A 25,278-nucleotide genomic window follows, 5' to 3' on the forward strand; every position below is an offset into this window, starting at 1 on the left:
GTCAGTCCTCGTCGAGGCCGTGTTCGATGGCGTACCGCGCCAGCTCCACGCGGTTGTGCAACTGCAGCTTCCGCAGCGTCGACTGCACGTGGTTCTCCACGGTCCGGTGCGACAGGACCAGCCGCTCCGCGATCTGGCGCGCGGTCAGCCCCTTCGCGACCAGCCGCAACACGTCCGTCTCCCGCTCGGTCAACCGCGGCGGCGCCGGCTCGGCGGACGAAGGCGCGTCGGCCATCCGCCGGTACTCCCCCAGCACCAGACCGGCGAGACCCGCCGTGAAGACGGGATCACCCTCGGCCGTGCGGCGAACGGCGTCCACCAGCTCCGCCACGGACGCCGACTTCACCAGGTACCCCGAGGCGCCGGCCTTCACCGCCTCCAGCACGTCGGAGTGCTCGCCGGACGCCGACAGCACCAGCACCCGCGTGTCCGGCAGCTCCGTCGTGATCTCGCGCGTCGCGTCGACGCCGGAGGTGCCGTCGAGGTTGAGGTCCATGAGGACGACGTCCGGCCGGACCGTGCGGGCGATGCGGACGGCGGCGGGGGCGTCGGGCGCCGTGGCCCGGACGTCGAAGCCTTTTTCCCCCAGGTCGCGGGCGACGCCGTCGCGCCAGATGGGGTGGTCGTCGACCACCATCACGGAAATCGTCATCGTCCGCCCCTCGTTTTGTTCGGCACGGCCTTGTTCGGCACGCGCACCTCCCACTCCGTGCCGCGGCCCGGAGCGCTGTCCAGGGCCGCGGTGCCGCCGAGATCACGCACCCGGCCCCGGATGGACTCCACCACACCCAGGTGCCCTTCGGCCTCCGCGCGCGCCAGCCGTCCTTCGGGGATGCCCGGGCCGTCGTCGCGGATGCTCACCACGACCTCGTCGCCCAGATCCTCCAGCAGCACCCACGCGCGGGCGTCGGGTCCCGCGTGTTTCTCCACATTGGACAGTGCTTCGCGCGTGACGGCCACCAGTTCCGCAGTCACGTGCGCCGGCAGGTCGACCGTGCCCGCGGGGGTCGCCACTTGCGCCGACGGCGTGGCCAGCAGCTGCAACGCCGAACGCAGGTCCGCGGTCCCGTTGCTCGCCACCGCCCACGACGGTTCGGTGGTCACCAACGCGCGCAACGCGATCTCCTGCTCACCCGCGAGCCGCGCCAGTTCGGCCGCCTCGCCGCCGACCTCCATGCCACGCCGGCGCACGCGCGCGAGCACCTGCAGCACGCTGTCGTGGATCGAGCGCGCGAGCCGTTCCCGTTCGGCCGTCGCGGCTTCCGTGCGCAACGCCAGCGCGAGCGCCTCCGCCGAGCGCCGCGCCGTGGTGGCCGCCATGCCGACCAGCATGCTGCTCGCGCACAGCAGCACTCCGTCGCGGAAGACGTCGAGGTCCAGGCGTTCGCGCGCGATGCCGGTGCCGACGGCCACGACGAGTCCCGCCAGCACCCCACCGCCCGCGCCGAAGCGCGTCGCCGCCGCGATCGGTCCCACCGCGGCCCACACCGTGGTGATCAGCGGCGCGGCCTCGGCGTACTGCGTCGGCGACAAGATGAAGGGCGACAACAACATCAGCCCCGTCGTCAGCACGACGTCGAGCACCACCAGCCATTGCCGCCGGCCGCCTTCGCGCAGGTACGCGACGCCCGACACGAGCGTCCACACACCCATCGCGCCGACGACGGCCCACGCCAGCCACGCGCGCTGGAACTCACTGCGGTGCGCGATCACCACGCCGAGCGCGAACGCCCACGTGACCACGCGCAGCAGCACGACTCCGCGCCACAGCGGCGTCGCCGGGTCGCGGGTGGCCTGCGTGCTCACTTCTCCTCGTCGTCGCCCCGAGTCGGCACTTCGGCGTCGTCGGAGCCCGGTTCGGCGTTGTTGGGTTGCGCCGCCTGGTCGTGGAGCACGTCGACGGCTTCGGGATCGGGATCTTGTTCGTGGAGCAGCGACCGGATGCCCGCGTTGAGCACGGCCAGCAGCGGCACGGCCAGCAGCGCGCCGGCGATGCCCGCGGCGACGAGGCCGGTGGCGATCGCGAGCACCACGGCCAGCGGGTGCAACCGCACGGCGCGCCCGAGCAGCAGCGGCTGCAGCACGTGGCTTTCCAGCTGCATCACGCCGATCACGATCGCCAGCACGATCACCGCGCCGATGAAACCCTTGGTCACCAACGCGATCAGCACCGCGACGCCGCCCGCGATCACGGCACCGATGATGGGGATGAACGCGCCGAGGAACACCAGCGTCGCCAGCGGGATCACCAGCGGCACACCGACGATCCACAGCCCGACGCCGATGCCCACGGCGTCGACCACGGCCACCGCGGCCGTCGCGCGGATGTAGCTGACGAGTGACGCGAAACCGCGGCGCCCGGCGACGTCGACCCGCTTGCGCACGCGGTGGGGGATGCCGCGCACCAGGAACGACCAGATCTGGTTGCCGCCGGCCAGGAAGAAGATCGTGACGAACAGCGTGAGCACGAAGCCGGTGAGGATCTCGCCGACGGTGCCCGCCGTGGTCAGCGCGGTGTTCGTGAGCGAGGCCTGGTTGTTCTGGATGAAGCCGATCGCATTGTCGAGGAAGTCCTGGATCTGCTCCTGGCGCAGGTGGATCGGGCCGTTGGTGAGCCAGTCCTTGATCTGGTTGAGGCTGTTGTTCAGCTGCTGCTGCAGCTGCGGCAGGCCGCTGGAGAACTGCGTGATCACGAACGTCAGCAGCCCGCCCAGCACCGCCAGGCCCGCGATCAGCACGATCGCCGTCGCCAACCCGCGTGGGAAGCGGACGTGCACGAGCTTCTCCACGGCGGGCGCGAGCAGCGCCGCGAGCAGCAGCGCGATGGACACCGGGATGACCACCGCCGCCAGGTAACCCATCAGCCAGACCACCGCGTACAGCGCGGCGATCACGACGATGAACCGCCATCCCAATGCCGCGGCCACCCGCAGTCCGCGCGGGACGAGGCCGGTGATGTCGGTCTTCTCGGTGAGGAACGGTTGCTCGCGCCGTCCGCGTGGTGGCTGGCTCACGAAGCCCACCGTATCGGTCCGCCCTGTCATTCCGGGCGAATCGCGGTGCCGCGGACGGCGGCGCGTCCGTCGGTTCGCCCGAAGTGGCGCTTGACAGCCGACTGCGGAGTAACCCGGCTCCGCCAGTGGAGATCACCGAACGTGAGATCGGGCCACACTCTGTGTTGTTCACACGATGGTGGCATCAAGTCGTGTCAAGGATGCGTGACGGGTGTGGCTCCTGGTTTTCTCGGTCGCACACCCGGCGATGGGGAACGCAATTCCGACGATTCCCGGAAAGCCGAAAAGCCCGAAAGTTTTTTCCGAGCCAGACGTTTTGAGTTGAGGAGAAGCACGAGTGACGAACGCGGCGAACGAGGGGCGGGACGCGAAGCGCGTCGGCCGCCTCGCGTCGCGTGCGCTGTTCGTCCTCGGTGGCGCGGTCGCCGCGACCGCCGCCGCGTGGGCCGTCTCCTCCTCTGCCGCCTCGGCCGACACCATCCAGGCCGGTGAGGTCGGCGCCAGCGTCACGCCGGTGACCGACGCGACCGTCGCCAACCTCGGCGACGTCACGCGCGGCGTCTCGCAGTTCGCCGGCAACGTCGCCGGTACCGCCGCGGGCGCCGTGCAGAATGTCTCCGCGTGCGAGCAGGACGCCACCACGTGGTCCGCGCCTGGCCACGACCGGCCGATCTGTTCGCTCGACCCGCGTGACCACATCGGTGGCCCGCACCGCGACCAGGTGCGCACCACGGCCGACCACGAGGTGTCCGGGCGCGTCAGCGACGCCGTGACCGACCTCGGCGAAGACGCCGTGCTGCACCCGGCGTCGCGCACGCTCGGCGCGATCGAGCACATCGCCCGCAAGCCCGAGGACACCCGCCGCGTGATCGACGAGGCCACGGCCCCGTCGCCCGAGGCGCAGGACTTCGGCCGCAAGGTGTGGGACCTGCTCGACCCGAGCCACACGGGGTCACTGGTCGACCTCCCCGGGCTCCCGGGTTCGCCCGTCGAGCCGGCCGCTCCGGTCTCGGCCGCCACCGGCACCACCGGTGACACGGCGCAGAACCTCGGCGCCGCAGCGGTTTCCACCTCCGACGCGCTGCGGGCGATCTTCTCCCGCTCCGCGCACGAGGACCTCGCGGCAGCAGGCGACAGCGTCGACACGCCTTCGCGTGGCGACCACCGCAACCTGCCCGACCCGTTCTCCCCGGCGCAGCTCCCGATGGCGCCCCCCTCCATCCCGACTGTCCCCGGCGGCGGCAACAACACCGCCCCCGGTGGTCACCTCGACGGCCTCAACTTCGGCGTCCCCTCCTGGGTCACCGCTGCCGTCGACAACGCCGTGGCGGGTTCGACCCGTGCCGGTGTGCGGCACACGCCGCTCAGCCCGGGCGAGCAGCCCGGCGTCACTCCTGACTGATTCACCTCACCCGCGGGGTCGCTGACGCGTCCTGAAGCTCGGGCACCTTCGTCGTGCCGGCTTCGCGTCACCGACTGAACCCCGCGGGTTTTCTCGCGATGCGCCCTTTTCCGCGCTCGCACCGCACCACCCCTCTGGTGCGCTTTCCCTCAATTGATCACAGCGAAAAGCGCACCCCACAAGCCCGCAAGGGAACCCGAAATGAAGGAGAAAAACCCCATGCAGACCTGGGCAAAGCGCGGACTCCAGACCGCGTTGGTCACGGGTGGGTTGTTGATGCTGGGCACCGGCATCGCCTCGGCCGACGAAAACGTCAACCCTGACACCCCGGCCTCCCCGCTCGACCTCAACGTCACCGTTCCGGTCGACGTCGACAACAACGCCATCGGCACCCCGCTGGGTCAGGTGGACGTTCCTGGTTACCAGGGTGAGGTCAGCACCAAGCCCGTCACCTCCGCCGTGAAGGACGCTCTCGCTTCGGCGAAGAGCCCCGGCGGTGCGGCGAGCAACCTGACGGACAGCCTGCCGAAGGCCGACGCGCCGCGGCAGCTGACGCCGACCCACGACGCCCTCAAGGGCAACAAGGTCTCCGGCGACCTCGTCGTGCCGATCCAGATCGTCGACAACGCCGTCGGTGTGCTGGGTGACGCGAACGTCGACGGTAAGTCGCACGAGCAGACCTACTCGCACAACCAGGACATCGCGACCTCCGGCAAGAACTCCGGGCTCGCGGGCAACGTCGTCGCCCTCGACTGGGCGCTCCCCGTGCAGCTGGCCGGCAACGGCGTCGGCCTCGCGGGCGGTTCCGGCGCGGTGCACGGCGGCTCGGCCAGCCAGAGCACCACCGAGACCGGCAACATCGACACCACCGGCAAGGGCTCCGGCCTGTCCGGCAACGTCGTCGCCGGCCAGTTCGCCACCCCGGTGCAGGTGACCGGCAACGCCGCCTCCTGGATCCTGGGCAACGGCTACAGCCAGTACACCGCCGACACCACGGCCACCTCGGGCGGCTCCGCGCTGACCGACGGCAAGGGCGGCGCGGGCACCGGCAACGTGGTGGGCGCGCCCATCGCCCTGCCGGTGAAGTTCAACGGCAACGCCGGTGGCGTGTGGGGCTCGGACGCCGACGCGTCGTCCTCCTCCTCGGCCGACGCGAAGGCCGGCGACAAGCGGCCGGGCAGCCTGGCCGGCACGCCGACCTACCTCGAGACCGACGGTGACAAGTCGTTCCTCGGCGGCAACGCCGTGGCGGCTCAGCTCAGCCCGATCGCGAACGTCGCGAGCGTGGCGGGTTCGTGGATCGGCAACGCGACCACGGGCATGTCGCCCGAGCGTTCGGTCGGCAGCTCGCACTCGAGCACCGTCGACTCCGGCGGCTTCGTCAAGACCTCGGGCCAGCAGGCCGCGGGCGCGGGCAACGTGGTCGACCCGGCCGTGGCCCTCCCCGTCGAGGTGTGCGGCGTCGGCGGCACCTACATCGGCAACGCGCACGCCGCGTGCGACAACACCACCGACGCCAACGCGGGCAACGGCAGCTACACCCGCGGCAACGACACCGTGCTGGGCGGCAACGTCGTCAACAGCCAGGTGGCGGGCGCTCCCGAGGTGCACGGCATCGGCGGCAGCCACATCGGCAACGCCTCCGGCACGTCGAACGAGACCAAGACCGTCACGGCCGGTGGCTACGACGGCAGCCAGGGCAACGACTCCTCGGGCTCGGGCAACGTCGTCCAGGTCCCGGTGGGCGTGCCCGCCGAGGTCTTCGGCGTGGGTGGCTCGTTCATCGGCCAGGGTTCGGCCGACGCGCACGAGACCAAGGTCGTCCAGGGCGGCGGCGGTGGCAACACCGACGACGACAACGGCTTCCTGAGCTCGAACCTCGGCACCGCCCCGGTGTCGGCCCCGGTGCAGGTCTTCGGCATCGGCGCCGCGTTCGTGGGCCAGGGCCACGGCAACGCGACCGGCGACACCACCTCGGGTGCCGGCTGGGACACGCACGCGAAGGGCACCGGGGGTGCAGGCGCGGGCAACATCATCGAAGCCCCGGTCTCGCTGCCCGTCCAGGGCCACGGGATCGGCGGCGCGGTGGCCGGCATCGGCACCGCGCAGGCCGACAACCTGACGGACTCGACCGCCGGTGGCAACGCGCTCACCGACGGCAAGGGCGGCGGCCTCGCCGGCAACATCATCAAGGCGCCGATCGCCGGTGCGGTGAACCCGTCGGGCACCGGTGTCGCGGGTGCGGCGCTGGGCCACGCGGCCGGTTCGAACGACGTCGCGTCGACCGCGGGCGGCTCCTCGCTGACCAACGGCAACGCGGGCGCGGTGGCGGGCAACGTCATCGGTGCCGACCCGCTGGCGGCCGTCCCGGTCGTGGCGGACTCGGTGTCCGCGGCGGGCGTGTCCTCCGCCGACAGCATGAACTCGCAGGACGTGACCGCTGCCGGTGACGACACCACGTCGGGTCTCGAGGGCTCGGTTTCGGGCAACATCCTCGACATCCCCGTCAGCGCGGTGCCGCACGTGGTGACCAACGCCGTTTCCGCGGCCGGTGTCGCCCACGCGACCGGTGACAACAACATCACCGCGACCAACGGTGGCACCCCCACCACCGACGGTGACGGAAGTGCGCTCTCGGGCTACAACTTCTACCACCACCTGCCGGTCAACGTCCCGGTCTTCGGCGTCCCGCTGGAGCTGCTGGGCACCGCGACCGCGGAGGGCACCGACAACACCGTCGTGTCCGAGCCGTCGATCGACACCCCGCTCGGCAACGAGCTCGGTGCGGCTCAGCTGCCCGCGCTGCCGGCTCTGGCGTCGCTCCCGACGTCCGGCGCCACGCCGGCTCTGCCCGCGCTGCCGGCCCTGCCGGACGCCGGTGCTCTGCCGGGCCTGCCCGCCATGGCGATGCTGCCGGGTGCCGAGCGCGCCGACCTGCCGGTCAGCGGGCTGTCGGCCCTGAACGAGCTGGGCCAGCTCAAGGGCGCCACCTCCCTGCCGACCGTGTCGGGCCTGGGTAACGGCGTGCACCTGCCGGGTCTGCCCTTCGGCGGCGAGCGCGCCGACGCTCCGGCTCTGCCGGCGCTGCCCGCTCAGCTCCCGGTGAAGGCGAACCTGCCGACGCTGCAGCAGCTCCCCGCCGTGACGGCGCTGCCGGCTCTGCCGGGCGTGCCCGCCACGCTGCCGACGTCGGGTGTCCCGGCGCTGCCGACCGCGGGTCTGCCGGCGCTGCCGGCGCTGCCCGCCGTTCCGGCGCTGCCCGTGGCTCAGGTCCCGGCGCTGTCGGGCATGGACTCCTCGCCCCTGGCGATGATCCAGCAGCTGGCCGCGAAGGTGACCGGCTTCTTCAAGAAGTGAGCAAGTAGCCAACCCGAAACGGGCCCGGAAGCAGCCAGCTTCCGGGCCCGTTTTCTTTGTGCGTCAGGAAAATTCGAGCGAACGCTTCGCGAGGCCGTGCCAGAACCCGTCGATCACGGTGCGGCCCGTCGTCTCGCTCGCGCCGAGCGTGACGAACAACGGCGCGAAGTGCTCGATGCGCGGGTGCGCGACGGCGGCGGCCGGGGCCTTGTGCTGGAAGTCGAGCAGTGCGTCGACGTCGCCCCGGTTGATGACCTCGTCGCCCCAGTGGTCGAACTCGGTGGACCACTGCGGCGGCGTGCCGTCGGTGCCGTCGGTCTCGCGCATGGCACTGAGGTTGTGGGTGAAGAAGCCGCTGCCGATGATCAGCACGCCTTCGTCGCGCAGCGGCGTGAGCTTGCGGCCGAGGTCGAACAGCGCCTGCGGGTCGAGCGAGGGCATCGAGACCTGCAGCACGGGAACGTCGGCGTCGGGGTACATCTCCACGAGCGGCACGTACGCGCCGTGGTCGAGACCGCGCTCCGGTGCGTCGTGCACGGGCGTGGTCGAGTGCAGCAGCTTGCGCACCTTCGCGGCGAGCTCGTGCGCGCCCGGCGCGGCGTATTTCACCTGGTAGAAGCGGTCGGGGAAGCCCCAGAAGTCGTACACGAGGGGGACGGTCTCGGTCGCCCCGAGCGTCAGCGGCGCCTCTTCCCAGTGCGCCGAGACCACGAGGATCGCCTGGGGCTTCGGCAGGTCCGCGGACCAGCCGGCGAGCTGCCGCGTCCACCTGGCGTCGTCCGCGAGCGGCGGCGCACCGTGGCTGAGGTAGAGAACTGGGGTGCGGGCCATGCGTGCCTCCAAGTGTTTGAAACTTCAACTACTACGGTACTCGTCGCTGTGCGGCCCGGGGATATTTCGTCAGGTGAGGTTTTCAGCCATTCGTTCGAGGGTGCGGACGGTCGTGAGGTAGTCGTCCTCGCTGATGCCGTGGGTGGCTCGGGCGCGGAAGGTCTGAACTTTCGCCTCGATCTCTCGGTGGGCTTCCCGGCCTTCGGTGGTGAGCCGGTGGTCCGAGGTGAGCCAACCGCGGTTTTGAAGCTCGTCGAGGTGCGGGGCCATGCTGCCTTCGTCGACCGTGAACGGTTCGAGCGCTTTGTCGACTTGGTCCGCGGTGTGCGCCCCTTGCGCGACCGCGTTGAGCACCTGCCACTGCCGGCGCGTGAGGTGGTGGGCGCCGAGTGGCTGGTCGAAGGCCTCTTCGAGCAACTCGTGGTTGTGCCGTAGCCAGTAGCCGAGCGGTTTCATGGATACTCCCTATGCTGAAGAGCAACTACATGTAAATATACATGTATTTCCGTGAAGGGACACCCATGCCGGACCCGGTGGCCGACGTCGAGCGCGCCATGATCGCCATCCGCCGGAGCCAGCAGCGCCGCGCCCTCACCCGCATCGCCCGCGACCGCGGCCGGCAGGCTCTCGACCCGGTGATCGAACTGCTCGACGTCGTCGAGGACTTCGCGGACCGCGGCAAGCCGGCCACCGTCACGTCGCTGGCCACGGCTTTGGGCGTCGACCAGCCGCGCGCCAGCCGCCTCGTCGCCCGCGCCGTCGACCAGGGCGACCTGTACCGCGAAGCCGACCAATCCGATGGCCGCCGCACCGTCCTCGCCCTGACCCCGGCCGGCCGCGCCCGCCTGGACGAGCTGCACACGTTCCGCCGGACCGTCTTCGCGGAGGCGATGTCCCCGTGGAGCGCCGAGGACCGTGCGACGTTCGCCCGCCTGCTGACGAGCTTCACCACGAACTACGAGGCCCTGGGCCGCTGAGCCTCACGGTGGCAGGGTGATCGACATGGACGACCCCGACCGAGGTGACGCACCGTTCGCATCCCCCGAGCAGCTCCGCGTGGCCCAGGCCGCCGCCGCTGCCGCCCCACACGCGGCCGCCCTGCTGACCGAACACCTCTCCGCCCACGGCGAACTCCTGCCGACGCTGTACTTCGACACCCTCGGCGCGTGGTACCTCACCACCTGGCGCCACCGCGCCATCGACCCCGACCAGTTCACGCAAGCACGCGCCGTCGCGGCCGTGCTGGACGCCGAGCTCAAGTCCGACCCCCGGGCCGAGAACGCGATCGCGGTCGGCTTCGTGGAGATGTTCACCTCGCTGCCCGCGTCCGAACAGGCCGCTGCCGCGGCGACCCTGCCGCCCGTCCTGCGCGCCGAGTACACGGCGATGGCCGCCTGGCGCCCCAGCTGAACCGCTCGTGCCGCGGGGCCGGCCGCCGGTCTGCCTACGTTGGCCGGTCAGCCGGTTTGATGGCTGAGTACAGCAGCATGTCGACCCGTCGGCCGCCGATTTCCTGGTGGCTGCGGAGCAGGCCTTCGCGCTCGTAGCCCGCGGCCTCGGCCGTGCGCACGGAGCCGACGTTCCACGGTTCGATGTACAGCTCGATCCGGTGCAGGTCCGGGATCGACCAGGCGGACCGCGTCAGCGCGGTGAGCGCCTGCCGCGCGAACCCCTTGCCGCGGTGGGCGGGGGCGATGGCGTACCCCGCGCTCGCGCGGCCGGCGGCGAGAGCGGTGAGGTGCAGGCCGATCGTGCCCAGTGCTTCGTCGGTGCTCGCGGACGCTATGCAGAACGCGTAGCCCAGCCCGGCGTCGAGGCGGTCGTGCTGTCTCCGGAGGTACGCGCGGGCGTCGTCCCGGCTGGCGTTGCCGACGAGGGACCCGATGGTCGGGATGTAGGGATCGGTCGACAAGTCGACGATCATGTCCACGTCGCGGTCTTCGAAGGCGCGCAGTCGCACGTCGCCGAAGGTGGGGGTCGCGTCGGACAAAGCGGGCTAGTCGTGCGCGAGGTCGGCGAAGCGGCTGTAGTGCAGCTGGTGTGCCACGACGATCGTGCTCGTCGGGCCGGCGCGGTGCTTCGCCAGGATCAGGTCGGCTTCGCCGGCGCGGGGGTCATCGCGTTCCCAGGCGTCGGGGCGGTTGATCAGGATGACGATGTCGGCGTCCTGCTCCAGGGAGCCCGACTCACGGAGGTCGGAGAGCATCGGCTTCTTGTCGGTGCGCTGTTCCGGACCACGGTTGAGCTGGGAGATCGCGATGACCGGTACTTCGATCTCCTTCGCGAGCAGCTTGAGCTGACGCGAGAACTCCGAGACTTCCTGCTGCCGCGACTCGACGCGCTTGCCCGACGTCATCAGCTGGAGGTAGTCGACGACCACGAGCTTGAGGTCGTGGCGCTGCTTGAGCCGCCGGGCCTTCGCGCGGATCTCCATCATCGTCATGTTCGGCGAGTCGTCGACGAACAGCGGCGCCTCCGAGACCTCGCTCATGCGGCGGGCCAGGCGGGTCCAGTCGTCGTCGGACATCTTGCCACCGCGCATGTCGGCGAGGCGGATCTTGGCCTCGGCCGAGAGCATGCGCATCACGATCTCGGTGCGGCTCATTTCCAGCGAGAAGATGACGCTGGTCAGGCCGTGGCGGATGGACGCCGAACGCACGAAGTCCAGGCCCAGCGTCGACTTGCCGACACCGGGGCGGGCGGCGACGATGATCATCTGGCCGGGGTGCAGGCCGTTGGTGAGCTCGTCGAAGTCGGCGAACCCGGTCGGGATGCCCTGCGACTGGCCCCCGCGCGACGCGATCGCGTCGATCTCGTCCATGGTCGGCTGCAGGAGGTCTTCGAGGGCGACGTAGTCCTCGCTGGTGCGGCGCTCGGTGACGTCGTAGATCGCGGCCTGCGCGCGGTCGACGACCTCGTCGATGTTCGCGCCGTCGGCGGCCGCGGCGCCGTAGCCGTACTGCACGATGCGCGTGCCCGCCTCCACGAGCCGGCGCAGCACCGCCTTCTCGGCGACGATCTCGGCGTAGTAGCCGGCGTTGGCCGCGGTGGGGACGGTCGCGATGAGCGTGTGCAGGTACGGCGCCCCGCCGACACGGCCGAGCTCGCCGCGGCGCTCCAGCTCCGCCGACACTGTGATCGGGTCGGCGGGCTCGCCGCGGCCGTAGAGGTCGAGGATGCAGTCGTACACGGCCTGGTGCGCGGGCCGGTAGAAGTCGCCGGGCCCGAGCGCCTCGATCACGTCGGCGATCGCGTCCTTCGACAGCAGCATGCCGCCCAGCACCGACTGCTCGGCCGCCATGTCCTGCGGCGGCTGCCGGTCGAACCCGCCCGGACCCGGGTCACTCGGCCCCGGGTCGGAGTCCGCGTCGTACATCGGACCGCGGTCGTCGGTGAGCGCCACCGCCCCGGACACCTCCTCGACCGGCGGGCAAAGCCGCGGTCATCCCCTGCACTCGTCACGTCCTGTGTCGAACGGTGCCGCGCGAGCCCTCCTCGTGCGAACACCTGTTCGATTATGCCGGATCCTCTCCGACTTTCCCAGCCCAACCGCCGGGCCCTCGTTGATGATGGACCGGCGTCCCCCTCACCGATGACTTGCCACGCCGGGCGCCACCGTGAGTGCTGACCGAGAGGGCACGCTAGATCCCCCGGACGGACGAGCGCAATTCCGGGTGTTGACCGTCCTGTGGATAACTTGTGGACGACTGGAGGTAACCAGTCACAGGTAGCCGCCACGCTGTGGACAAGTTGGGGACAGTACTGATCAGCTTCATAGAATCCCCAGGTCAAGGCCTGTGTAGAGACTGTGGAGAACTTTGTCGAAACTCGTCCGGCGTGTCGCGCGAGGTGCGTTGTTCGGCGTGTCGCCTGGGCGCGTGCACACATCCCTGTGGATGAATGCTACGGAGCGTAGAAGCGTGACACGGTGGGCTGAACGAGCGGCCACGCCGTTCGCGCACCGGTGTTTTGGTGCGCTGAGTAACCGCTGAGTGAGAACGCGCTGGTAGGCCGGTCGCAACACAAAAACCGGGTGGGGTTCACCTGGCGGTCACCTGAACGTGCCGCACTCGAAACCCCACCCGGAGTAGCGCTCTAACGGGTCAGCCCAACGCGCTCTGTGCGGTCCGCAACCGATCCCCGATCGCCTTCGGCGTGCCCGGCGTGAACACGACCAGCGAGTCGTCCCGCCCGGGCCGCTCCTCCATCAGCCAGCGCCCCTCGGCGGTGTCCACGAAGTTGATCGGCTTCGGAATCCGCCGGCGCCGCCCCCCATTCGGCCGCGTCGCGACGTACAACGACCCCGCCCCGGTCCGCGGCGCCTTGAGGATCCGCTGAATCTCCTTTAACGGCGCGAGCGCCTCGTTCCGCCCATGCCCGGTCTGCATGATCGAGCGCTGCGACACGTCCTCGGACCCCGCGGCGTGACCACTTTCGAACTCGGACTTGCTGGTGACCAGCGGCTGCCCCGCCGCACCCTGGCCTGCGGGCATCATGTCCAGGAACGTCGGGAGCAGCAGATCGGGCCGCTGCCGGACCACGGTGACCGTCTGCTCTCCGACGACCCGCAGCAGCGCGAACCCGCCGCCGTTTCCGCTCCCGACCAGCACGGCGTAGTTCGAGGGGCTGCCGTCGTCGAACTGCCCGTCGAACCACCCGTAGTACTCGATCTGCGGGTGGCAGATCGACTCGATGAGCGCCAGCAGGTCGCGGTCCATGCCGCGCGGACCCATCAGCCCGATCTCGGTCAGGACCTTGTTCACGTCCTGGTCGATCGTCCGCTCGGCATCCGGGTCCAAGAAGACCGGCATGTCCGCGATGACCTGGTGCGGCTCACCGCCCCGGCGCTTGATCAGGTTGAACAGCGTCGGGAGGGTGAACTTGTTCGGTTGATCAAGGGTGATCACGTCGTTGGGCCTCATTCACCGATCACGGGTGGCGCGGTCAGCTCGTCGGTGCCGAACAGCTCGTTGGCGTCCTCTTCGACGAGGTACTTGGTCTGGTGTTCCTCGTCCTCGGTGCCCTTGCCGCCCTTGGCGCCGCCCGCACCCATGCCGCCCATCCCGGACGCGCCGGCCTTCCCGGCCGCGCCTCCCATGGCACCGCCACGCATGCCTGCGCCGGCCGCGCCCTCACCGGCGCCGAGCCCGGCCGCCGCCCCGGAGGCCGCGCCCCCGGGCCCGAACCCGCCGCCGAACGCACCCGGCCCGAAGCCCGCGACCGCACCCGAACCGGCACCGCCGCCACCGAACCCGCTGCCACCGCCGGCGCCTGCGCCGAAACCACCGCCCGGCCCGAACCCGCCACCGGCACCGCCCGGCCCGAACCCGCTCGAATCGAACGACGACGGCGTAAAGCCCTGCGCCGTGGTGCTGTCCGAGCCCGTGGGGTTGTAGGTCCCGGTCGGGATGCCGGTGTTGTTGGGGTTGTTCGGGTCGTTGATGCCGCTGTGGCTGGTCGAGAAGTCGGTCGGCTTCGCGTCGAACTTGGGCATGTTCGCGGGGTTGAAGCTGCCGCCACCGCCACCGCCGGGACCGCCACCACCGCTGAAGCCACCACCACCGGGGCCACCGCCGAAGTTGTTGCCGCCACCGCCGTCGGAGATGTTGTTGCCCTGCCAGGCGCTGTACTGCGGCAGCCCCTGGGCGTTGGCGCCCGAAGCGTTGAAGTACGCGGTGTAGGCCTGAACGTTGGCCGTGCCGACCTGGTTGTACTTGTTGATCTCGTCGTCTTTGTCGCTGAACGGGTTGACGCCGTCCAGGAAGCCGGCCGACGGCGGGTCCTTGGCGATCTCCTGCACCTTGTTGTGCACGGTGCTGAAGCAGTCGACCTGGGTGTTCAGGTAGGTGTGGCTCTTCTGCAGGTTTCCGGCAGAGTTGTCGAGCCAGATCCCCAGCGGGTGCGCGCCGGCCTGCGCGGCGGTGGAACCGCCACCCTGCCAAGCGGCGTCCATCGCCTTGTTGAGATCGCCGATGTGGGTGGACCGCGCGGAGTGGTCCTTCTCCAGATCGGAGGCGGCGGCAGCGCCGTCCTTCAAGGAGTCCGCGTTGCCCGGGTGAATGGCTTCCCAGATCGCGCGTGCGTCGATGGACCGACCACCCAGATCAGCCTCGGCGTGCTGGGCTTCGGGCCCGCCGCTGAAGATGCCGACCAGGCCGCCGACGACCGCGCCGACGCCCGCACCGACCGCGGTGCCGACACCGGGGACGACGGAACCGATCACGGCGCCGTACCCGGCACCGATCGCCATCCCCTTGACTTCCTTGCCCATGGTGTTGGCGTCATTCCCCATGATGAGCCACTCCTTCTCGAGCTTCCAGGTCGACGGCTGTCACGCCGCCCCCTTGAGGTGTTCGATCATCGCCGTGGCGACCTTCTCTGCGATCGGGCACGGGTTCGACTTGTTGGACCCGACGCCGATGGTGGTACCGACTGCCACGGCAAGTTGATCGGTCACACCGACCCAGAGCTGGCATGTGCCGCTCGATCGGAGGTCCGCCTTGTCCGTGTACACGCCGGGGTAACCGTCGACGGTGGTCGGCGTGAAGTACGCGGCCGACGACTTTCCGTCGTAGATGTCGCTGATGCCGGCCGCGTTCTGAGGCAGAGCTCCGATGCCGACGGAGTTCTGTGCGAGGGTTGATGAGACCCACGAGCAGGCCTTCGGGGTCCTGTCGTCGGGCACGCCCTCCGTCTTGAGACCGATCGTGGTCAACTGGCTCGCCGAGAGGACTGCGCACGGGTTGTTGAGCAGGTCACCGGTGGGCAAGGGGGCGGGAACCTTGAGCGCCGGGTCGACCCCGTCTCCGCCCGAGCTCCCGGAACTCGGGGCACTGGACGGGGTGGTCGACCCTCCGGAGTCTCCGCCGCTGCAGGCAGCGAGCAGACCAGCCGCGGTCAGTGCCGCGACGGTGGAGGCGACCAGGCGAACGGTGCGGGACTGCATGAGTGCGCTCAGACTCCTTGACCTTGCTTGGCTGCGGCGTCGCGGGCTTCCTGCTCGGCCACGGTGATCTTGTTCTTTGCCGCATTCAGGGCCGTGATGTAGTTGGTTACGTAGTCGACCATGCGCTGGTGCTGCTCGAGCAGCGTGTTGCCTGATGGGTTCGCACCCTTGCTCACGAAGTCGTTACTTGCGAACTCCGCGGCAGGGGCTTTGACCGAAGCAATTCGCTCGGCTCGGCGGAGGTCCTGCTGCATCTCGACGAGCAGGTCGCCCCACTTCTTGATGACGCCGTCAACCTCTTCTTCGCTGAACTGGTACCCGCCGGCAGTCCCGTAATTGCCAACCTTGATCGGCGCAGGTGGTGGGACTTCGGACATCGGCGTTACCCCCTTTGGCTACCTCTCGCTCCCCAAACGGCGAGATCAGCAGGTTGGATGGTAACGCACGGCCGTTGGTTCCCGCTCGGGTTCAGGCGAGTTCGAGAGTAGGCCGAAATCGATCTTGCGGCGGTCCGGACCAGCGGTTCAGGACCGTCCGGATTCGGCTTTCAGGTGTCCGATCATCGCGGCTGCGAACTTCTGCGCCAGGCCGCACGGGTCGTTCTTGTTCGGCCCCGCGGAGATCTGCGGGATGATCGAGACCGCTGGCTCGTCGGTGACGCCGACCCAGAGCTGGCAGTTGCCGGACGTTCTGCCGTCGTGGATGTCGGCGAGAGCGCCCGGGTAGCCCCTGATCGAGACGGGCTCGAAGTACGCTGATCTGGCTTTCTGGTCGTAGATGTCGCTGATTCCGTGCGGGTTCTGTGGAACGGCACCGATGCTGATGGAGTTCAGTGGGTTGCCCGAGGACCTGAACGAGCAGCTGGCCGAAGTCTCGTTGACCGGTCGACCGGGGTAAGCCAGGCCGACTTGGGCGGCTTCGGCTTCGGTGAGGATGCTGCAAGGATCGTGGAGCAGGCTGTCCGTCGGGAGAGGGCCGGGGACCCGGGGTCCAGAGGCGGGCGCCGTGGTGGTTGGGGCGGCAGGTTCGGCAGTTCCGCTGCACGAGGTCAGCAGGGCAGCCGCAGCGACCGAGACCATCAGCGGGACAGAGCGGCGTGCCATTGCGAAACCCCGGCCTGCGAAACCCCAGCAAGATCAGCGGCGGGGATAACGCACCGAACTCACTCGGTTTCTTTCCGCAGTGTCAGTCACCCGAAAGGGGTTCGAGGTGGGTTTTCGGTTCGACGACGGTCACGCCGCGCTCTTGAGGTGGTCGATCATCGTCTGCCCCACCTTCTGTGCGACCGGGCGCGGGTCCGGCTTGTTCGCGCCGACGTTGATCACCGTGCCCACCGAGACGGCGAGCTGGTCGGTGATTCCGATCCACAGCTGGCACGAGCCGCTGGAGCGGTCGTCGGACTTGTCGGTGAAGACCGCCGGGTATCCCTCGATCGTGACCGGGGTGAAGTAGGCGGCAGAGGACTTGCCCGAGTAAATGTCGGAAAGCCCGTTCTTGTTCTGCGGCAGCGCGCCGATTCCCACCGAGTTCTCGGCATTGCCCGATGACTCCCAGGTGCACGCTTTGGGAGTGCGGTCGTCGAGTTTGCCGGGGGTTTTCAGGCCGATCTTTCCGGCCTGGCCCGCGCTCAACAACGCGCACGGGTCGTTCAGGACGGCGTCGGTGGGCAGCGGCGTCGACACCTTGAGTGCTGGGTCGACGGCGCCTCCGGCCGCGGAGCTTGTCGGGTTCGCAACGTTGGACGGAGCGTCGAGCCTCCGCTGTCGCCGCCGCTGCACGCGGCGAGCAGGCCGGCCACGGTGAGTGCGGTGACAATGGACGCGACGAAGCGGACGGTGCGGGCCAGCATGGCGGCGCTCAGACTCCAGGTCTTGTCCACGGATCAAAGATCAGCCGTGACGATAACGGACAGTCGTCGATGGGCTCCCTGAGCGGCACCTCGGCACAGAGAAGCGCCCCTCGGGTCGGAACCCGAGGGGCGCTTCGTCAGGGCTGAACCGTCAGACCGAAGTCGCCTTGACTTCGAGGCGGACGTCGACCTTCACGTCGGGGTGGAGGCGGGCGTTGACGGAGTGCTTGCCGACCGTCTTGATGTGGTCGCGGAGGTCCAGGACGCGCTTGTCGAGGAGCGGGCCGCCCTGGGCCTTGATCGCGTCGACGATCTCGCCGGCGGTGATGGAGCCGAAGAGCTTCTTCGAGCCCTCCGCGGCCTTGCCCGTCAGCTGGATGGCGCCGAGGCCCTCGAGCGTCGCCTTGATCTCCTTGGCGTGGTCGAGGTCGCGGATGCGCCGGGATTCCTGCGCGCGCTGGATGGTGCGCACGTTCTTCTCGGCACCCTTGCTGGCCACGATGGCGTAGCCGCGGGGCAGCAGGTAGTTGCGGGCGTAACCGTCCTTGACCTCGACGATGTCGCCGGGGCCACCGAGGTTCGCCACGTCGGTGGTGAGAATGATCTTCGCCATGACGAGCCTCCTCAGCGAGCGGTCGAGGTGTAGGGCAGCAGCGCCATCTCGCGCGAGTTCTTCACCGCGATGGCGATGTCACGCTGGTGCTGGCTGCAGTTGCCGGTGACGCGACGGGCACGGATCTTGCCGCGGTCCGAGATGTACTTCCGCAGCAGGTTGGTGTCCTTGTAGTCGATCAGTTCCGGGCGGCCCTTCTTCTCGGCCTTGCAGAAAACGCAGACCTTCTTCTTGGGCTTACGGATGGGTGGCTTGGCCACTGTGTTCTCCTGGATTCAAATCTTGTGGTGTAAAGGTGCGAGATCAGAACGGGGGTTCGTCGGCGAAACCGCCGCCGCCACCGCCCGCGGGCGGAGCGGAGCCCCACGGGTCGTCGGCCGGCATGCCGCCGCCACCGCCGCCTCCGCGGTTGCCACCGCCACCGCCGCCGCCGAAGTCACCGCCGCCTCCGCGGCTGACCTTGTTGACCTTCGCCGTGGCGTACCGCAGCGAGGGCCCGATCTCGTCGACCTCGAGCTCGACGACGGTGCGCTTCTCGCCTTCCTTGGTCTCGAAGGACCGCTGCTTGAGCCGGCCCTGCACGACCACACGGGCGCCGCGGGTGAGCGACTCGGCGACGTTCTCCGCCGCCTGGCGCCAGATGTTGCAGCGCAGGAACAGCGCCTCGCCGTCCTTCCACTCGCCCGACTGGCGGTCGAGGGTGCGCGGGGTGGACGCGACCGTGAAGTTCGCGACCGCCGCGCCGGACGGGGTGAAACGCAGTTCCGGGTCGGAGGTCAGATTTCCGACCACCGTGATGACGGTGTCTCCAGCCACGGGGACGTCCCTTCGGCTCAGGCCTTGGCGGCGACGGGCTTGGCCGCGGCGCGCTTGACCTCGCGGCGCATGACCTTGGTGCGCAGCACGGTCTCCTGCAGCGACAGCTGACGGTCGAGTTCCTTGACCGCGTCGGAGTCGGAGTTCAGGTCGAGCAGCGCGTAGATGCCCTCGGCGTGCTTCTTGATCTCGTACGCCAGGCGACGACGGCCCCAGACGTCGACCTTCTCGACGCTTCCGCCCGAAGTGCGGATCACGTTGAGGAAGTTGTCGAGCGTGGGGGCGACCGTGCGCTCGTCGAGCGTGGGGTCCAGGATGACCATTACCTCGTAATGGCGTGACACAACCACTCACCTCCTATGGGCTCGCGGCCACGGACTGTCCGTGGCAGGAGGGTTTGTCCAGGTAAGGGTACCTGGGGGTACCGACAGAGCTGTCAGGAGGCCCGGCGCAGCGCCCAGGTGCGCACCAGCCCGGCCGTCACGCCCGCCAGCACGATCACCGCGAGCAGCATCGGCAGCTGGATGTCGGGCGCGTCGCCGGAGGTCGCGAGCGACTCCGCGTTGCCGGCGTTGCGCACGTCCGGGCTCTGGCTCTGCGTGTCCTGGCCGCCGGTCACGGGCGCGGCCGAGCCGGGCAGCGTGCCGTTGGCCGGGTAGCGGATGCCGGGGGCGACGGCCGTGCCGGGCGTCGCGGTCGGGATGCCGGTGTAGTCGCGCTGCGGCGCGGTGCCCGTGGACCCGGGGATCAGGTTCGCGAGCGGGCCGCCGTCCGAGCCCGGTGAGGACGAGGGCGAAGTCGACGGCGAGCTGCTGCTCGGCGGCGTCGACGACGAGGCCGGCGGCGTGTAGTTCGTGGCCAGCGTAGTCAGGCCGCAGTTCGCCGTGACCGAGCTGGTGATCGCGTCGAGGACCTGCTTCTTCGTGTCGGCGCTCCAGCCGAGCGCGGCGTTGCCCTGCAGCGCCTGGTTGACGACGCTGCCGATGGTCTTGCCGTCGATGGTGCCGCCCGACGAGCTGGGCACGGTGCCGACGGTGAGCGTCTTCGCGGCCAGCGCGTTGGCCACGCCGTTGGGGTCGACGCCGTTGAGCGGGATGATCCACAGCAGTGACTGCTGCTTCGCCGTCGCGGCCTGCTTCGCGAGCGCGCTGACGGAGGAGCCCGGCAATGCGACGGTGTCGCCCATGCTGCCGCTGACCGAGCCCGTGCACTGGTTGGCCAGGGTCGTGGCCGCCGAAGCGGTGCCCGAGCCGAGGAACGCGCCGCCGGTCACCAGGGCGGCCAGCGCGGTGACGCTGAGTGCACGCCGGGTTCTCAGCCAGGTGGGGTTCTTCGGCACGAGCGCTGTCCTCCAGGGTCCATGGGCGTCGACCATCGCGACAGGTACTGTGTTGATCTTTGCCAATCAGACCACAGCCACGGCGGGAATTGTTGCCAGACCAGTAATGTCCGGTTGGGTACCCGCCTGCTTTCGGCCCGATTGGTCAACGAGCGGGACCCCGAAAAGATACTGGTGAGTCGGCCTAACTCGCAGCGGCCATTCGGCGGAGCACCCAGGTCCGAACCAGCCCCGCGCTGACTCCGGAGAGTGCAAGAACTGCCACCAGCACGGGCCAGTCCAACCCGTTCGTGTGGTTGTCGCCGGTGGGCGGTAACGCCTGCGCCTCGCCCGCGTTCTGCACGCTCGCGTTCCCGGCCGCCGGCTGACCCGGGTTCGAGAGGCCGTACTGCGGCGCGTACCCCGGGATCTGGCTGCCGTAGCGCAGTGCGGGCGACGGCGAGAACAGCCCGGCCATGGCCATCGGGATGTCGCTGTAGTCGCGCATGGGCGCGTAGCCGGTGCTGAACGGCAGGTTCGAGAAGTTCGCGAAGCCCGGGAACAGCGACGCGAGACCGCCGCCGCCCCCACCTGAGAGCGGCAGCAACGGGCTGTTCGGCGGCGGGATCGGTGTCTGGCCGGCGGGAGTGCCGCCCTGCGGCGCGCCGGGACCGGTCGCCGGCGGCTGCTGCGGGCTGCCGGGGTTCTGCTGCGCGGGCGCCCCGCCCGACAGCGCGCGCTGGGTCGAATCGACGCCCTGCTGCAGCGTGCTCGTGGTCCCCGAGACGGTCTGGTTCAGCGCCCCCGCGGCGGGCGCGCCGACCACGGGCACCGGCGCGACGACGGTGTCGACCACGTTCACGGTGACCTTGCAGACGGTGCCGAGCAGCGCGTTGACGGTCCCGGTCAGCACGCCGGACACCTGGCCGACCACACCGAGGTCGAGCGGGATCCCCAGCAACGGCGTCGTCGCCTTGACCTTGTCACCCGGTTTCGCGGTGATCGTGGACCCGCACGGCGTGGTCAGGGTGTCGGCGGACGCTGTGCCCGGCGCCGCGAGCGCGGCCGAGCCGGCCAGCACGAACGCGGCGGCTCCCACCGCGGTGGCCCTGCGTGTGCGGTGCTGCCTGGCCATTGAGCCCTCCACCGCGTCCGGTCCGAACCTGTCTCCCCTGGACAACGACGGTAACGGGAACGAGTGACGCCCGCTCAGCCACCGATGTCAGGCATTCGGGTGGAAGCGGGTGTCACCGCCCGTGTCGATCAGGAGGTCAGGCGGTCTTGCGGCGCAGCCACGCCCGCACGAGCGCCGCCGCGACGATGGCCAGCGCGAGCACCGCGATCAGCATCGGCAGCTTCGCCGGCGGCGTCACGGCCGGCAGCGCCTGGGCGGTGCCCGACTTCTTCGCGTCGACGGTCGGCACCTGGTCCGGGGGCAGCTGGCCGGGGATGACCTGCGTGATCACCGGCGGCGCCTGCACGAGCCCGGACGGCAGCATGGCGGCGTTGGTGAAAATGCCCGCCATGGAGTCGAGGCCGGACAGATCGCCCGAGCCGGTGATCACCGGGTCGAGGCTGCTACCGGGAGTGCCGGGCTCGCCCGGCCCACCGGGTCCGCCGGGTCCACCGGGCGGGGTGCCGGGAGGCGTGCCGGGCGGGTTGTCACCAGGCGGATTGTCGGCGGGCGGCACGACCGGCTTGGTCACGCCACTGACCAGGCTTTGCGTGGCATTGCCGACGCCGTTGGCCGTGTTCTGCGCGAGCGGGCAGACGGCGTTCGTCGCCGCGTCACCGACCACCGGCACCTCGCCGACGCCCAGCGTGCGCACGACGTCGCCCACAGGGAGCGTGAAGAGCGGGTTGCTCCCGTCCGACTGCTTCGCCTTCGAATCGAGGCCGACGGTGAGCCGGTCGGGGGCGTTGAGCGGCGCGCCCGCGTCGAGCGACAGGCCGTTGCCGGACTTGCCGTTCTGCAGCGTGGCCGAGCAGTCGCCGTCGAGCGTGGGGCTCGGGTCCGCGGACGCCGTGGCGGGGAGCGTGAGCGCGGCCGAGAAAACCGGCAGCGCGACGGCGATCCCCAACGTGGTGATCCGGGCGGCGTGCTTCCCCATGCAAAACCCCTCCGTCGGCCCGAACTGGATCACGGAACGCGCTCACGGTACTCCACGAGCGTCACCAACTGGGGCGTCAGGTGCGGATTCACCCGGGGGTAGCGTGCTGTCATGCAGATTGGCGCCCATGTCCGCGACGACGATCCACTGGCCGCCGTCGCCGAGCGAGAAGCCGACGTCGTCCAGTTCTTCCTGTCCGACCCGCAGGGGTGGAAGGCTCCGAAACCGCACCCGTTCGGGGACGCGATCAAGGAGTCGCCGGTCGAGGTGTTCATCCACGCGCCGTACCTGATCAACGTCGCGTCGCTGAACAACCGCATCCGCATCCCGTCGCGCAAGAACGTGGCGCAGCACGCCACGGGCGCCGCCGCGATCGGCGCGAAGGGACTCATCGTGCACGGCGGCCACGTGGGCGCCGGCGATGATGTGGCCGAGGGGCTGGCCAACTGGCGCAAGCTCTTCGAGCGCGAAGCGGACAAGGGCGGCTTCGCCGTGCCGATCCTCATCGAAAACACCGCGGGCGGCGAGAACGCGATGACCCGCGAGCTCGACGTGATCGCGCGTCTGTGGGACGAGGTCGGCGAGTTCGGCGCCGGGTTCTGTCTCGACACCTGCCACGCCTACGCCGCGGGCTGGGAGCTGGCCGACGCCGTGGAGAAGGTCAAGGCCATCACCGGCCGCATCGACCTGGTGCACCTCAACAACTCGCGCGACGAGTTCGGCTCCAACCGCGACCGCCACGCCAACGTCGTCGGCGGCGAGGGGACCATCGACCCCGAGCTGCTGGCCGACGTCGTCCGCAAGGCCGGCGCGCCCGTCGTCGTGGAGACGCCGAGCGAGGGCCAGGCGGCCGACATCGCCTACCTGCGCAAGCAGACCGCCTAGGTGTAGCGACCCGCAGGGTTGCGGACTCGATTGATGGGTGGCTTTCCGTCGAGTGCGATACGGCGCCGGTGCGCTCGGCGTTGCTGGAGCATGGACGTACGTACGCCCACTCTCCGAGCAGGGTGCGATTCCGTCGCTCCACCTTGCCGTTCGTCTGCGGACGAAACGGGCGGGTGCGCTGGTGGATGCTGCTCGCGGTGCTGAGAGTCTGGCCGAACAGCCTGGATCTGAGGCAGCGCAGTTGTCCGTGAGGACGCGCTCGTCGGTCATGACTTCGCGGGAGGCGAGCCCCTGACGCCCGCGTTGGTCTGGGGCGTCAGGGGCGCGTGTTCCACAGGGTGATCACGGCGCGTGGCCGGGTGCGTCCCTGCGGGCCCACGCCTTCTGCGCGCCCCGCAGGGTCTATTCGGCCCAGGCACGCTCCAGCAGGGTGGCGAAGGTGGCGGGCTCTCGCCCGATGAGCTTGGCCAGCGTCGAGTCGACGGCGGTGAACTCGCCATTCCGCGCCGCCGCGAAGATGCTCAGCATCAGGTCGGCGATCGGTGCCGGGGCGCCGTGCGCCAATGCCTGCTCGCGGAACGCGTCGTCGAAGACGACGGTGCGGGTGAAGGGCCGTCCGATGGCCTGGGACGCGATCTCGGCGATGGTGCTGAAGTCGAGCGCCGCCGAGCCGGTGAGTGGCGGGGTGGGCCCCTCGAAGCGGCCCTCCTCGGTGAGGATCGCCGCGGTGGCCTCGGCGAGGTCGTCGTGGCCGGTCCAGGCGACGGGGCCGTCGGCGGGCAGGGCGATGTCGCCGGTGTGGCGGGCGGGCTCCACCAACTGCAAGGCGCTGGCCGCGTAGAAGCCGTTGCGCAGCGCGGTCCAGGGCAGGCCGGTGGCGCGCAACAGGTCCTCGGTTTGGGCGTGGTCGCGGCATGCCTGGAAACGGGAGTCGTGCGCGGCACCCATCTGGCTGGTGTAGAGGATGCGGCCGACGCCGACCTGCACGGCGGCGTCGACAGCGGTGCGATGGCCAGTGACGCACTCCTCGCCCGTGCGGTCGAGGGAGACGAGGAGCAGCTGCTCAGCCCCCTCGAAGGCATGCACGAGCGAGTCGGAGTCGTCGAAGCTGCCCTGCCGGACACGAACGCCGCGGTCGGCGAGGTCTTGAGCCTTGCGGGGATCGCGGACGCTGACGCCGACGCGGTCGGCGGGGACGCGCTCCAGGAGGCGTTCGACGACCCGGCGGCCGAGGTTTCCCGTGGCTCCGGTCACGATGATCATGAGGTTCTCCCGACGCTGTTTCCAGTGGAATCATTTTGATGGTAACACTGGAATATCAGCGGAACCAAATCTTCGATATCATTGGTTCATGGCCACGCGCGACACCACCGCCGACCCTCGTCACCGCATTGTCGAGGCAACCGTCGAGCTACTGGAGAGCGGCGGTCCAGACGCGGTGAGCACCCGCGCGGTCGCCGCCGCGGCCGGAATGCAGCCGCCGGCGATCTACCGCCTCTTCGGCGACAAGGAGGGGCTCCTCGAGGCTGTCGCCGAGCACGGCTACGCGCAGTTCCTGGAGAGCAAGCGTGCGCAGCTCGACCCTGACCCGCAGGACGCGGTGGAGGACCTGCGCCGCGGCTGGGACCTGGTGGTGGAGTTCGGGATCTCCCGCCCCGAGCTGTTCGCGGTAATGAGCAGGGCCACCGGCCGGGGGGTGGACATAGCGCACCGCGCGGGCTTGGAGATCCTCCACGGCCGGGTGCGCCGCCTGGCGGCCGGCGGGTGGCTGCGGGTCGACGAGGAGCTGGCCGCCCAGATCATCCAGGCCACCGGCCGAGGCGCGGTCACCACCTGGCACTCCACCCCGGCGGAACGCCGCAATCCGGCGCTGCTGTCCATCCTCCGTGAGGCCATGATCGCCGCCATCACCCGCGCCGAACCGACGGTCCCCGCCGCGGAGACCGGCCCCGCCGCGGCAGCCCGCGCGCTGCGCGCCGCTCTCCCCGACGAGGCCGATGTCTTGAGCGACGCCGAGCAGCACCTGCTGCGCGAGTGGCTCACCCGCCTGGCAGCGGACGGTGGCGCTCCGCATGCCTGATCGCGCGTCAGGACCCCTCGTGCCGGTCAGACCTCCCGAGGAGAGATCGTTCGATG

27 protein-coding genes and 1 pseudogene are annotated in these 25,278 nt (G+C 70.0%); 6 read left to right on the forward strand and 22 right to left on the reverse strand.

The window, feature by feature from the left end; translation table 11 throughout:
* Position 1: 1 nt before the first annotated feature.
* The 3 genes from AB0K15_RS23370 to AB0K15_RS23380 are packed head-to-tail and all read right to left on the reverse strand — an operon-like array spanning position 2 to position 3,014.
* Positions 2 to 652, reverse strand: a complete 651-nt coding sequence (locus AB0K15_RS23370) for a response regulator transcription factor (RefSeq protein ID WP_364054051.1) — start codon at positions 650 to 652, stop codon at positions 2 to 4.
* Positions 649 to 1,806, reverse strand: coding sequence for a DUF5931 domain-containing protein (locus AB0K15_RS23375; protein ID WP_364054054.1), 1,158 nt, complete (start codon positions 1,804 to 1,806; stop codon positions 649 to 651). Before AB0K15_RS23375 ends, AB0K15_RS23370 begins: the two co-directional genes overlap by 4 nt.
* On the reverse strand, positions 1,803 to 3,014 hold the full coding sequence (locus AB0K15_RS23380) for an AI-2E family transporter (RefSeq protein ID WP_364054057.1): 1,212 nt from the start codon (positions 3,012 to 3,014) through the stop codon (positions 1,803 to 1,805). Before AB0K15_RS23380 ends, AB0K15_RS23375 begins: the two co-directional genes overlap by 4 nt.
* Before the next feature lie 337 nt (positions 3,015 to 3,351).
* Between AB0K15_RS23380 and AB0K15_RS23385 the strand changes: the two genes are divergently transcribed.
* Positions 3,352 to 4,416, forward strand: coding sequence for a hypothetical protein (locus tag AB0K15_RS23385; protein WP_364054060.1), 1,065 nt, complete (start codon positions 3,352 to 3,354; stop codon positions 4,414 to 4,416).
* 219 nt (positions 4,417 to 4,635) lie between these two features.
* Positions 4,636 to 7,773, forward strand: coding sequence for a PE-PGRS family protein (locus tag AB0K15_RS23390; protein WP_364054063.1), 3,138 nt, complete (start codon positions 4,636 to 4,638; stop codon positions 7,771 to 7,773).
* A gap of 63 nt (positions 7,774 to 7,836) precedes the next feature.
* Here the strand turns inward: AB0K15_RS23390 and AB0K15_RS23395 are convergent, their stop codons facing one another.
* Both AB0K15_RS23395 and AB0K15_RS23400 read right to left on the reverse strand, forming a co-directional pair.
* Positions 7,837 to 8,604: a class III extradiol ring-cleavage dioxygenase gene (locus AB0K15_RS23395; RefSeq protein WP_364054066.1), complete on the reverse strand. Its 768-nt coding sequence runs from the start codon at positions 8,602 to 8,604 to the stop codon at positions 7,837 to 7,839.
* Positions 8,605 to 8,673: 69 nt separating this feature from the next.
* On the reverse strand, positions 8,674 to 9,060 hold the full coding sequence (locus tag AB0K15_RS23400; protein ID WP_364054069.1) for a MarR family transcriptional regulator: 387 nt from the start codon (positions 9,058 to 9,060) through the stop codon (positions 8,674 to 8,676).
* Positions 9,061 to 9,125: 65 nt separating this feature from the next.
* On the opposite strand from AB0K15_RS23400, the gene AB0K15_RS23405 reads away from it, so the two are divergent.
* Together AB0K15_RS23405 and AB0K15_RS23410 are read left to right on the forward strand one after the other, a co-directional pair.
* Complete coding sequence (locus AB0K15_RS23405) at positions 9,126 to 9,581, forward strand: MarR family transcriptional regulator (protein WP_364054072.1); 456 nt, start codon at positions 9,126 to 9,128, stop codon at positions 9,579 to 9,581.
* A 25-nt stretch (positions 9,582 to 9,606) separates the two neighbouring features.
* Positions 9,607 to 10,014 carry a hypothetical protein gene (locus AB0K15_RS23410; RefSeq protein ID WP_364054075.1) on the forward strand — a complete coding sequence of 136 codons (408 nt, stop codon included), beginning with the start codon at positions 9,607 to 9,609 and terminating at the stop codon, positions 10,012 to 10,014.
* 34 nt (positions 10,015 to 10,048) lie between these two features.
* Here the strand turns inward: AB0K15_RS23410 and AB0K15_RS23415 are convergent, their stop codons facing one another.
* The 15 genes from AB0K15_RS23415 to AB0K15_RS23485 all read right to left on the reverse strand — a co-directional run bounded on the left by AB0K15_RS23415 (position 10,049) and on the right by AB0K15_RS23485 (position 22,257).
* Positions 10,049 to 10,564, reverse strand: coding sequence for a GNAT family protein (locus AB0K15_RS23415; RefSeq protein WP_364054078.1), 516 nt, complete (start codon positions 10,562 to 10,564; stop codon positions 10,049 to 10,051).
* Between the two features lie 36 nt (positions 10,565 to 10,600).
* Complete coding sequence (gene dnaB, locus AB0K15_RS23420; RefSeq protein ID WP_360607003.1) at positions 10,601 to 12,007, reverse strand: replicative DNA helicase; 1,407 nt, start codon at positions 12,005 to 12,007, stop codon at positions 10,601 to 10,603.
* A gap of 700 nt (positions 12,008 to 12,707) precedes the next feature.
* Positions 12,708 to 13,526 (reverse strand): ESX secretion-associated protein EspG, encoded by an 819-nt coding sequence (locus AB0K15_RS23425; RefSeq protein ID WP_364054082.1) that lies wholly within the window; start codon positions 13,524 to 13,526, stop codon positions 12,708 to 12,710.
* The gene (locus tag AB0K15_RS23430; protein WP_364054085.1) at positions 13,523 to 14,896 is read right to left on the reverse strand and encodes a hypothetical protein; all 1,374 of its coding nucleotides are present in this window, start codon (positions 14,894 to 14,896) and stop codon (positions 13,523 to 13,525) included. Before AB0K15_RS23430 ends, AB0K15_RS23425 begins: the two co-directional genes overlap by 4 nt.
* Positions 14,897 to 14,935: 39 nt before the next feature.
* The gene (locus AB0K15_RS23435) at positions 14,936 to 15,550 is read right to left on the reverse strand and encodes a DUF3558 domain-containing protein (protein WP_364054088.1); all 615 of its coding nucleotides are present in this window, start codon (positions 15,548 to 15,550) and stop codon (positions 14,936 to 14,938) included.
* A gap of 8 nt (positions 15,551 to 15,558) precedes the next feature.
* Positions 15,559 to 15,927 (reverse strand): hypothetical protein, encoded by a 369-nt coding sequence (locus tag AB0K15_RS23440; protein WP_364054091.1) that lies wholly within the window; start codon positions 15,925 to 15,927, stop codon positions 15,559 to 15,561.
* Between the two features lie 147 nt (positions 15,928 to 16,074).
* Positions 16,075 to 16,653, reverse strand: coding sequence for a DUF3558 domain-containing protein (locus AB0K15_RS23445; protein ID WP_364054094.1), 579 nt, complete (start codon positions 16,651 to 16,653; stop codon positions 16,075 to 16,077).
* 129 nt (positions 16,654 to 16,782) lie between these two features.
* Positions 16,783 to 17,328 carry a DUF3558 domain-containing protein gene (locus tag AB0K15_RS23450; RefSeq protein WP_364054660.1) on the reverse strand — a complete coding sequence of 182 codons (546 nt, stop codon included), beginning with the start codon at positions 17,326 to 17,328 and terminating at the stop codon, positions 16,783 to 16,785.
* Positions 17,329 to 17,550: 222 nt separating this feature from the next.
* Positions 17,551 to 18,012, reverse strand: a complete 462-nt coding sequence (rplI, locus tag AB0K15_RS23455) for a 50S ribosomal protein L9 (protein WP_220245348.1) — start codon at positions 18,010 to 18,012, stop codon at positions 17,551 to 17,553.
* 11 nt (positions 18,013 to 18,023) lie between these two features.
* Complete coding sequence (gene rpsR / locus AB0K15_RS23460; protein ID WP_003098744.1) at positions 18,024 to 18,272, reverse strand: 30S ribosomal protein S18; 249 nt, start codon at positions 18,270 to 18,272, stop codon at positions 18,024 to 18,026.
* 43 nt (positions 18,273 to 18,315) lie between these two features.
* A complete protein-coding gene (locus tag AB0K15_RS23465) occupies positions 18,316 to 18,828 on the reverse strand; it encodes a single-stranded DNA-binding protein (protein WP_360606988.1) in 513 nt (170 codons plus the stop codon).
* A 17-nt stretch (positions 18,829 to 18,845) separates the two neighbouring features.
* Complete coding sequence (gene rpsF, locus AB0K15_RS23470; protein WP_220245346.1) at positions 18,846 to 19,172, reverse strand: 30S ribosomal protein S6; 327 nt, start codon at positions 19,170 to 19,172, stop codon at positions 18,846 to 18,848.
* A gap of 92 nt (positions 19,173 to 19,264) precedes the next feature.
* A complete protein-coding gene (locus tag AB0K15_RS23475; RefSeq protein ID WP_364054098.1) occupies positions 19,265 to 20,167 on the reverse strand; it encodes a hypothetical protein in 903 nt (300 codons plus the stop codon).
* Between the two features lie 184 nt (positions 20,168 to 20,351).
* The gene (locus AB0K15_RS23480; RefSeq protein WP_364054101.1) at positions 20,352 to 21,281 is read right to left on the reverse strand and encodes a hypothetical protein; all 930 of its coding nucleotides are present in this window, start codon (positions 21,279 to 21,281) and stop codon (positions 20,352 to 20,354) included.
* Positions 21,282 to 21,417: 136 nt separating this feature from the next.
* Entirely contained in the window at positions 21,418 to 22,257 is an 840-nt protein-coding gene (locus tag AB0K15_RS23485) for a hypothetical protein (protein WP_364054104.1), read from the reverse strand.
* 111 nt (positions 22,258 to 22,368) lie between these two features.
* Here AB0K15_RS23485 and AB0K15_RS23490 point away from each other — a divergent pair, with 111 nt between their 5' ends.
* Positions 22,369 to 23,142 carry a deoxyribonuclease IV gene (locus tag AB0K15_RS23490; RefSeq protein ID WP_285971404.1) on the forward strand — a complete coding sequence of 258 codons (774 nt, stop codon included), beginning with the start codon at positions 22,369 to 22,371 and terminating at the stop codon, positions 23,140 to 23,142.
* On the opposite strand, the pseudogene AB0K15_RS23495 reads toward AB0K15_RS23490, so the two are convergent.
* Positions 23,139 to 23,400: pseudogene (locus AB0K15_RS23495) on the reverse strand (IS481 family transposase); the annotation flags it as partial. The gene AB0K15_RS23490 and the pseudogene AB0K15_RS23495 sit on opposite strands and share 4 nt — an antisense overlap.
* 144 nt (positions 23,401 to 23,544) lie before the next feature.
* Complete coding sequence (locus tag AB0K15_RS23500; RefSeq protein WP_364054108.1) at positions 23,545 to 24,405, reverse strand: SDR family oxidoreductase; 861 nt, start codon at positions 24,403 to 24,405, stop codon at positions 23,545 to 23,547.
* A gap of 88 nt (positions 24,406 to 24,493) precedes the next feature.
* Between AB0K15_RS23500 and AB0K15_RS23505 the strand changes: the two genes are divergently transcribed.
* Positions 24,494 to 25,222, forward strand: a complete 729-nt coding sequence (locus AB0K15_RS23505) for a TetR/AcrR family transcriptional regulator (RefSeq protein ID WP_364054111.1) — start codon at positions 24,494 to 24,496, stop codon at positions 25,220 to 25,222.
* Positions 25,223 to 25,278 lie beyond the last annotated feature (56 nt).

It is taken from the genome of Amycolatopsis sp. NPDC049253, from assembly GCF_040678995.1.
GTDB lineage: Bacteria > Actinomycetota > Actinomycetes > Mycobacteriales > Pseudonocardiaceae > Amycolatopsis.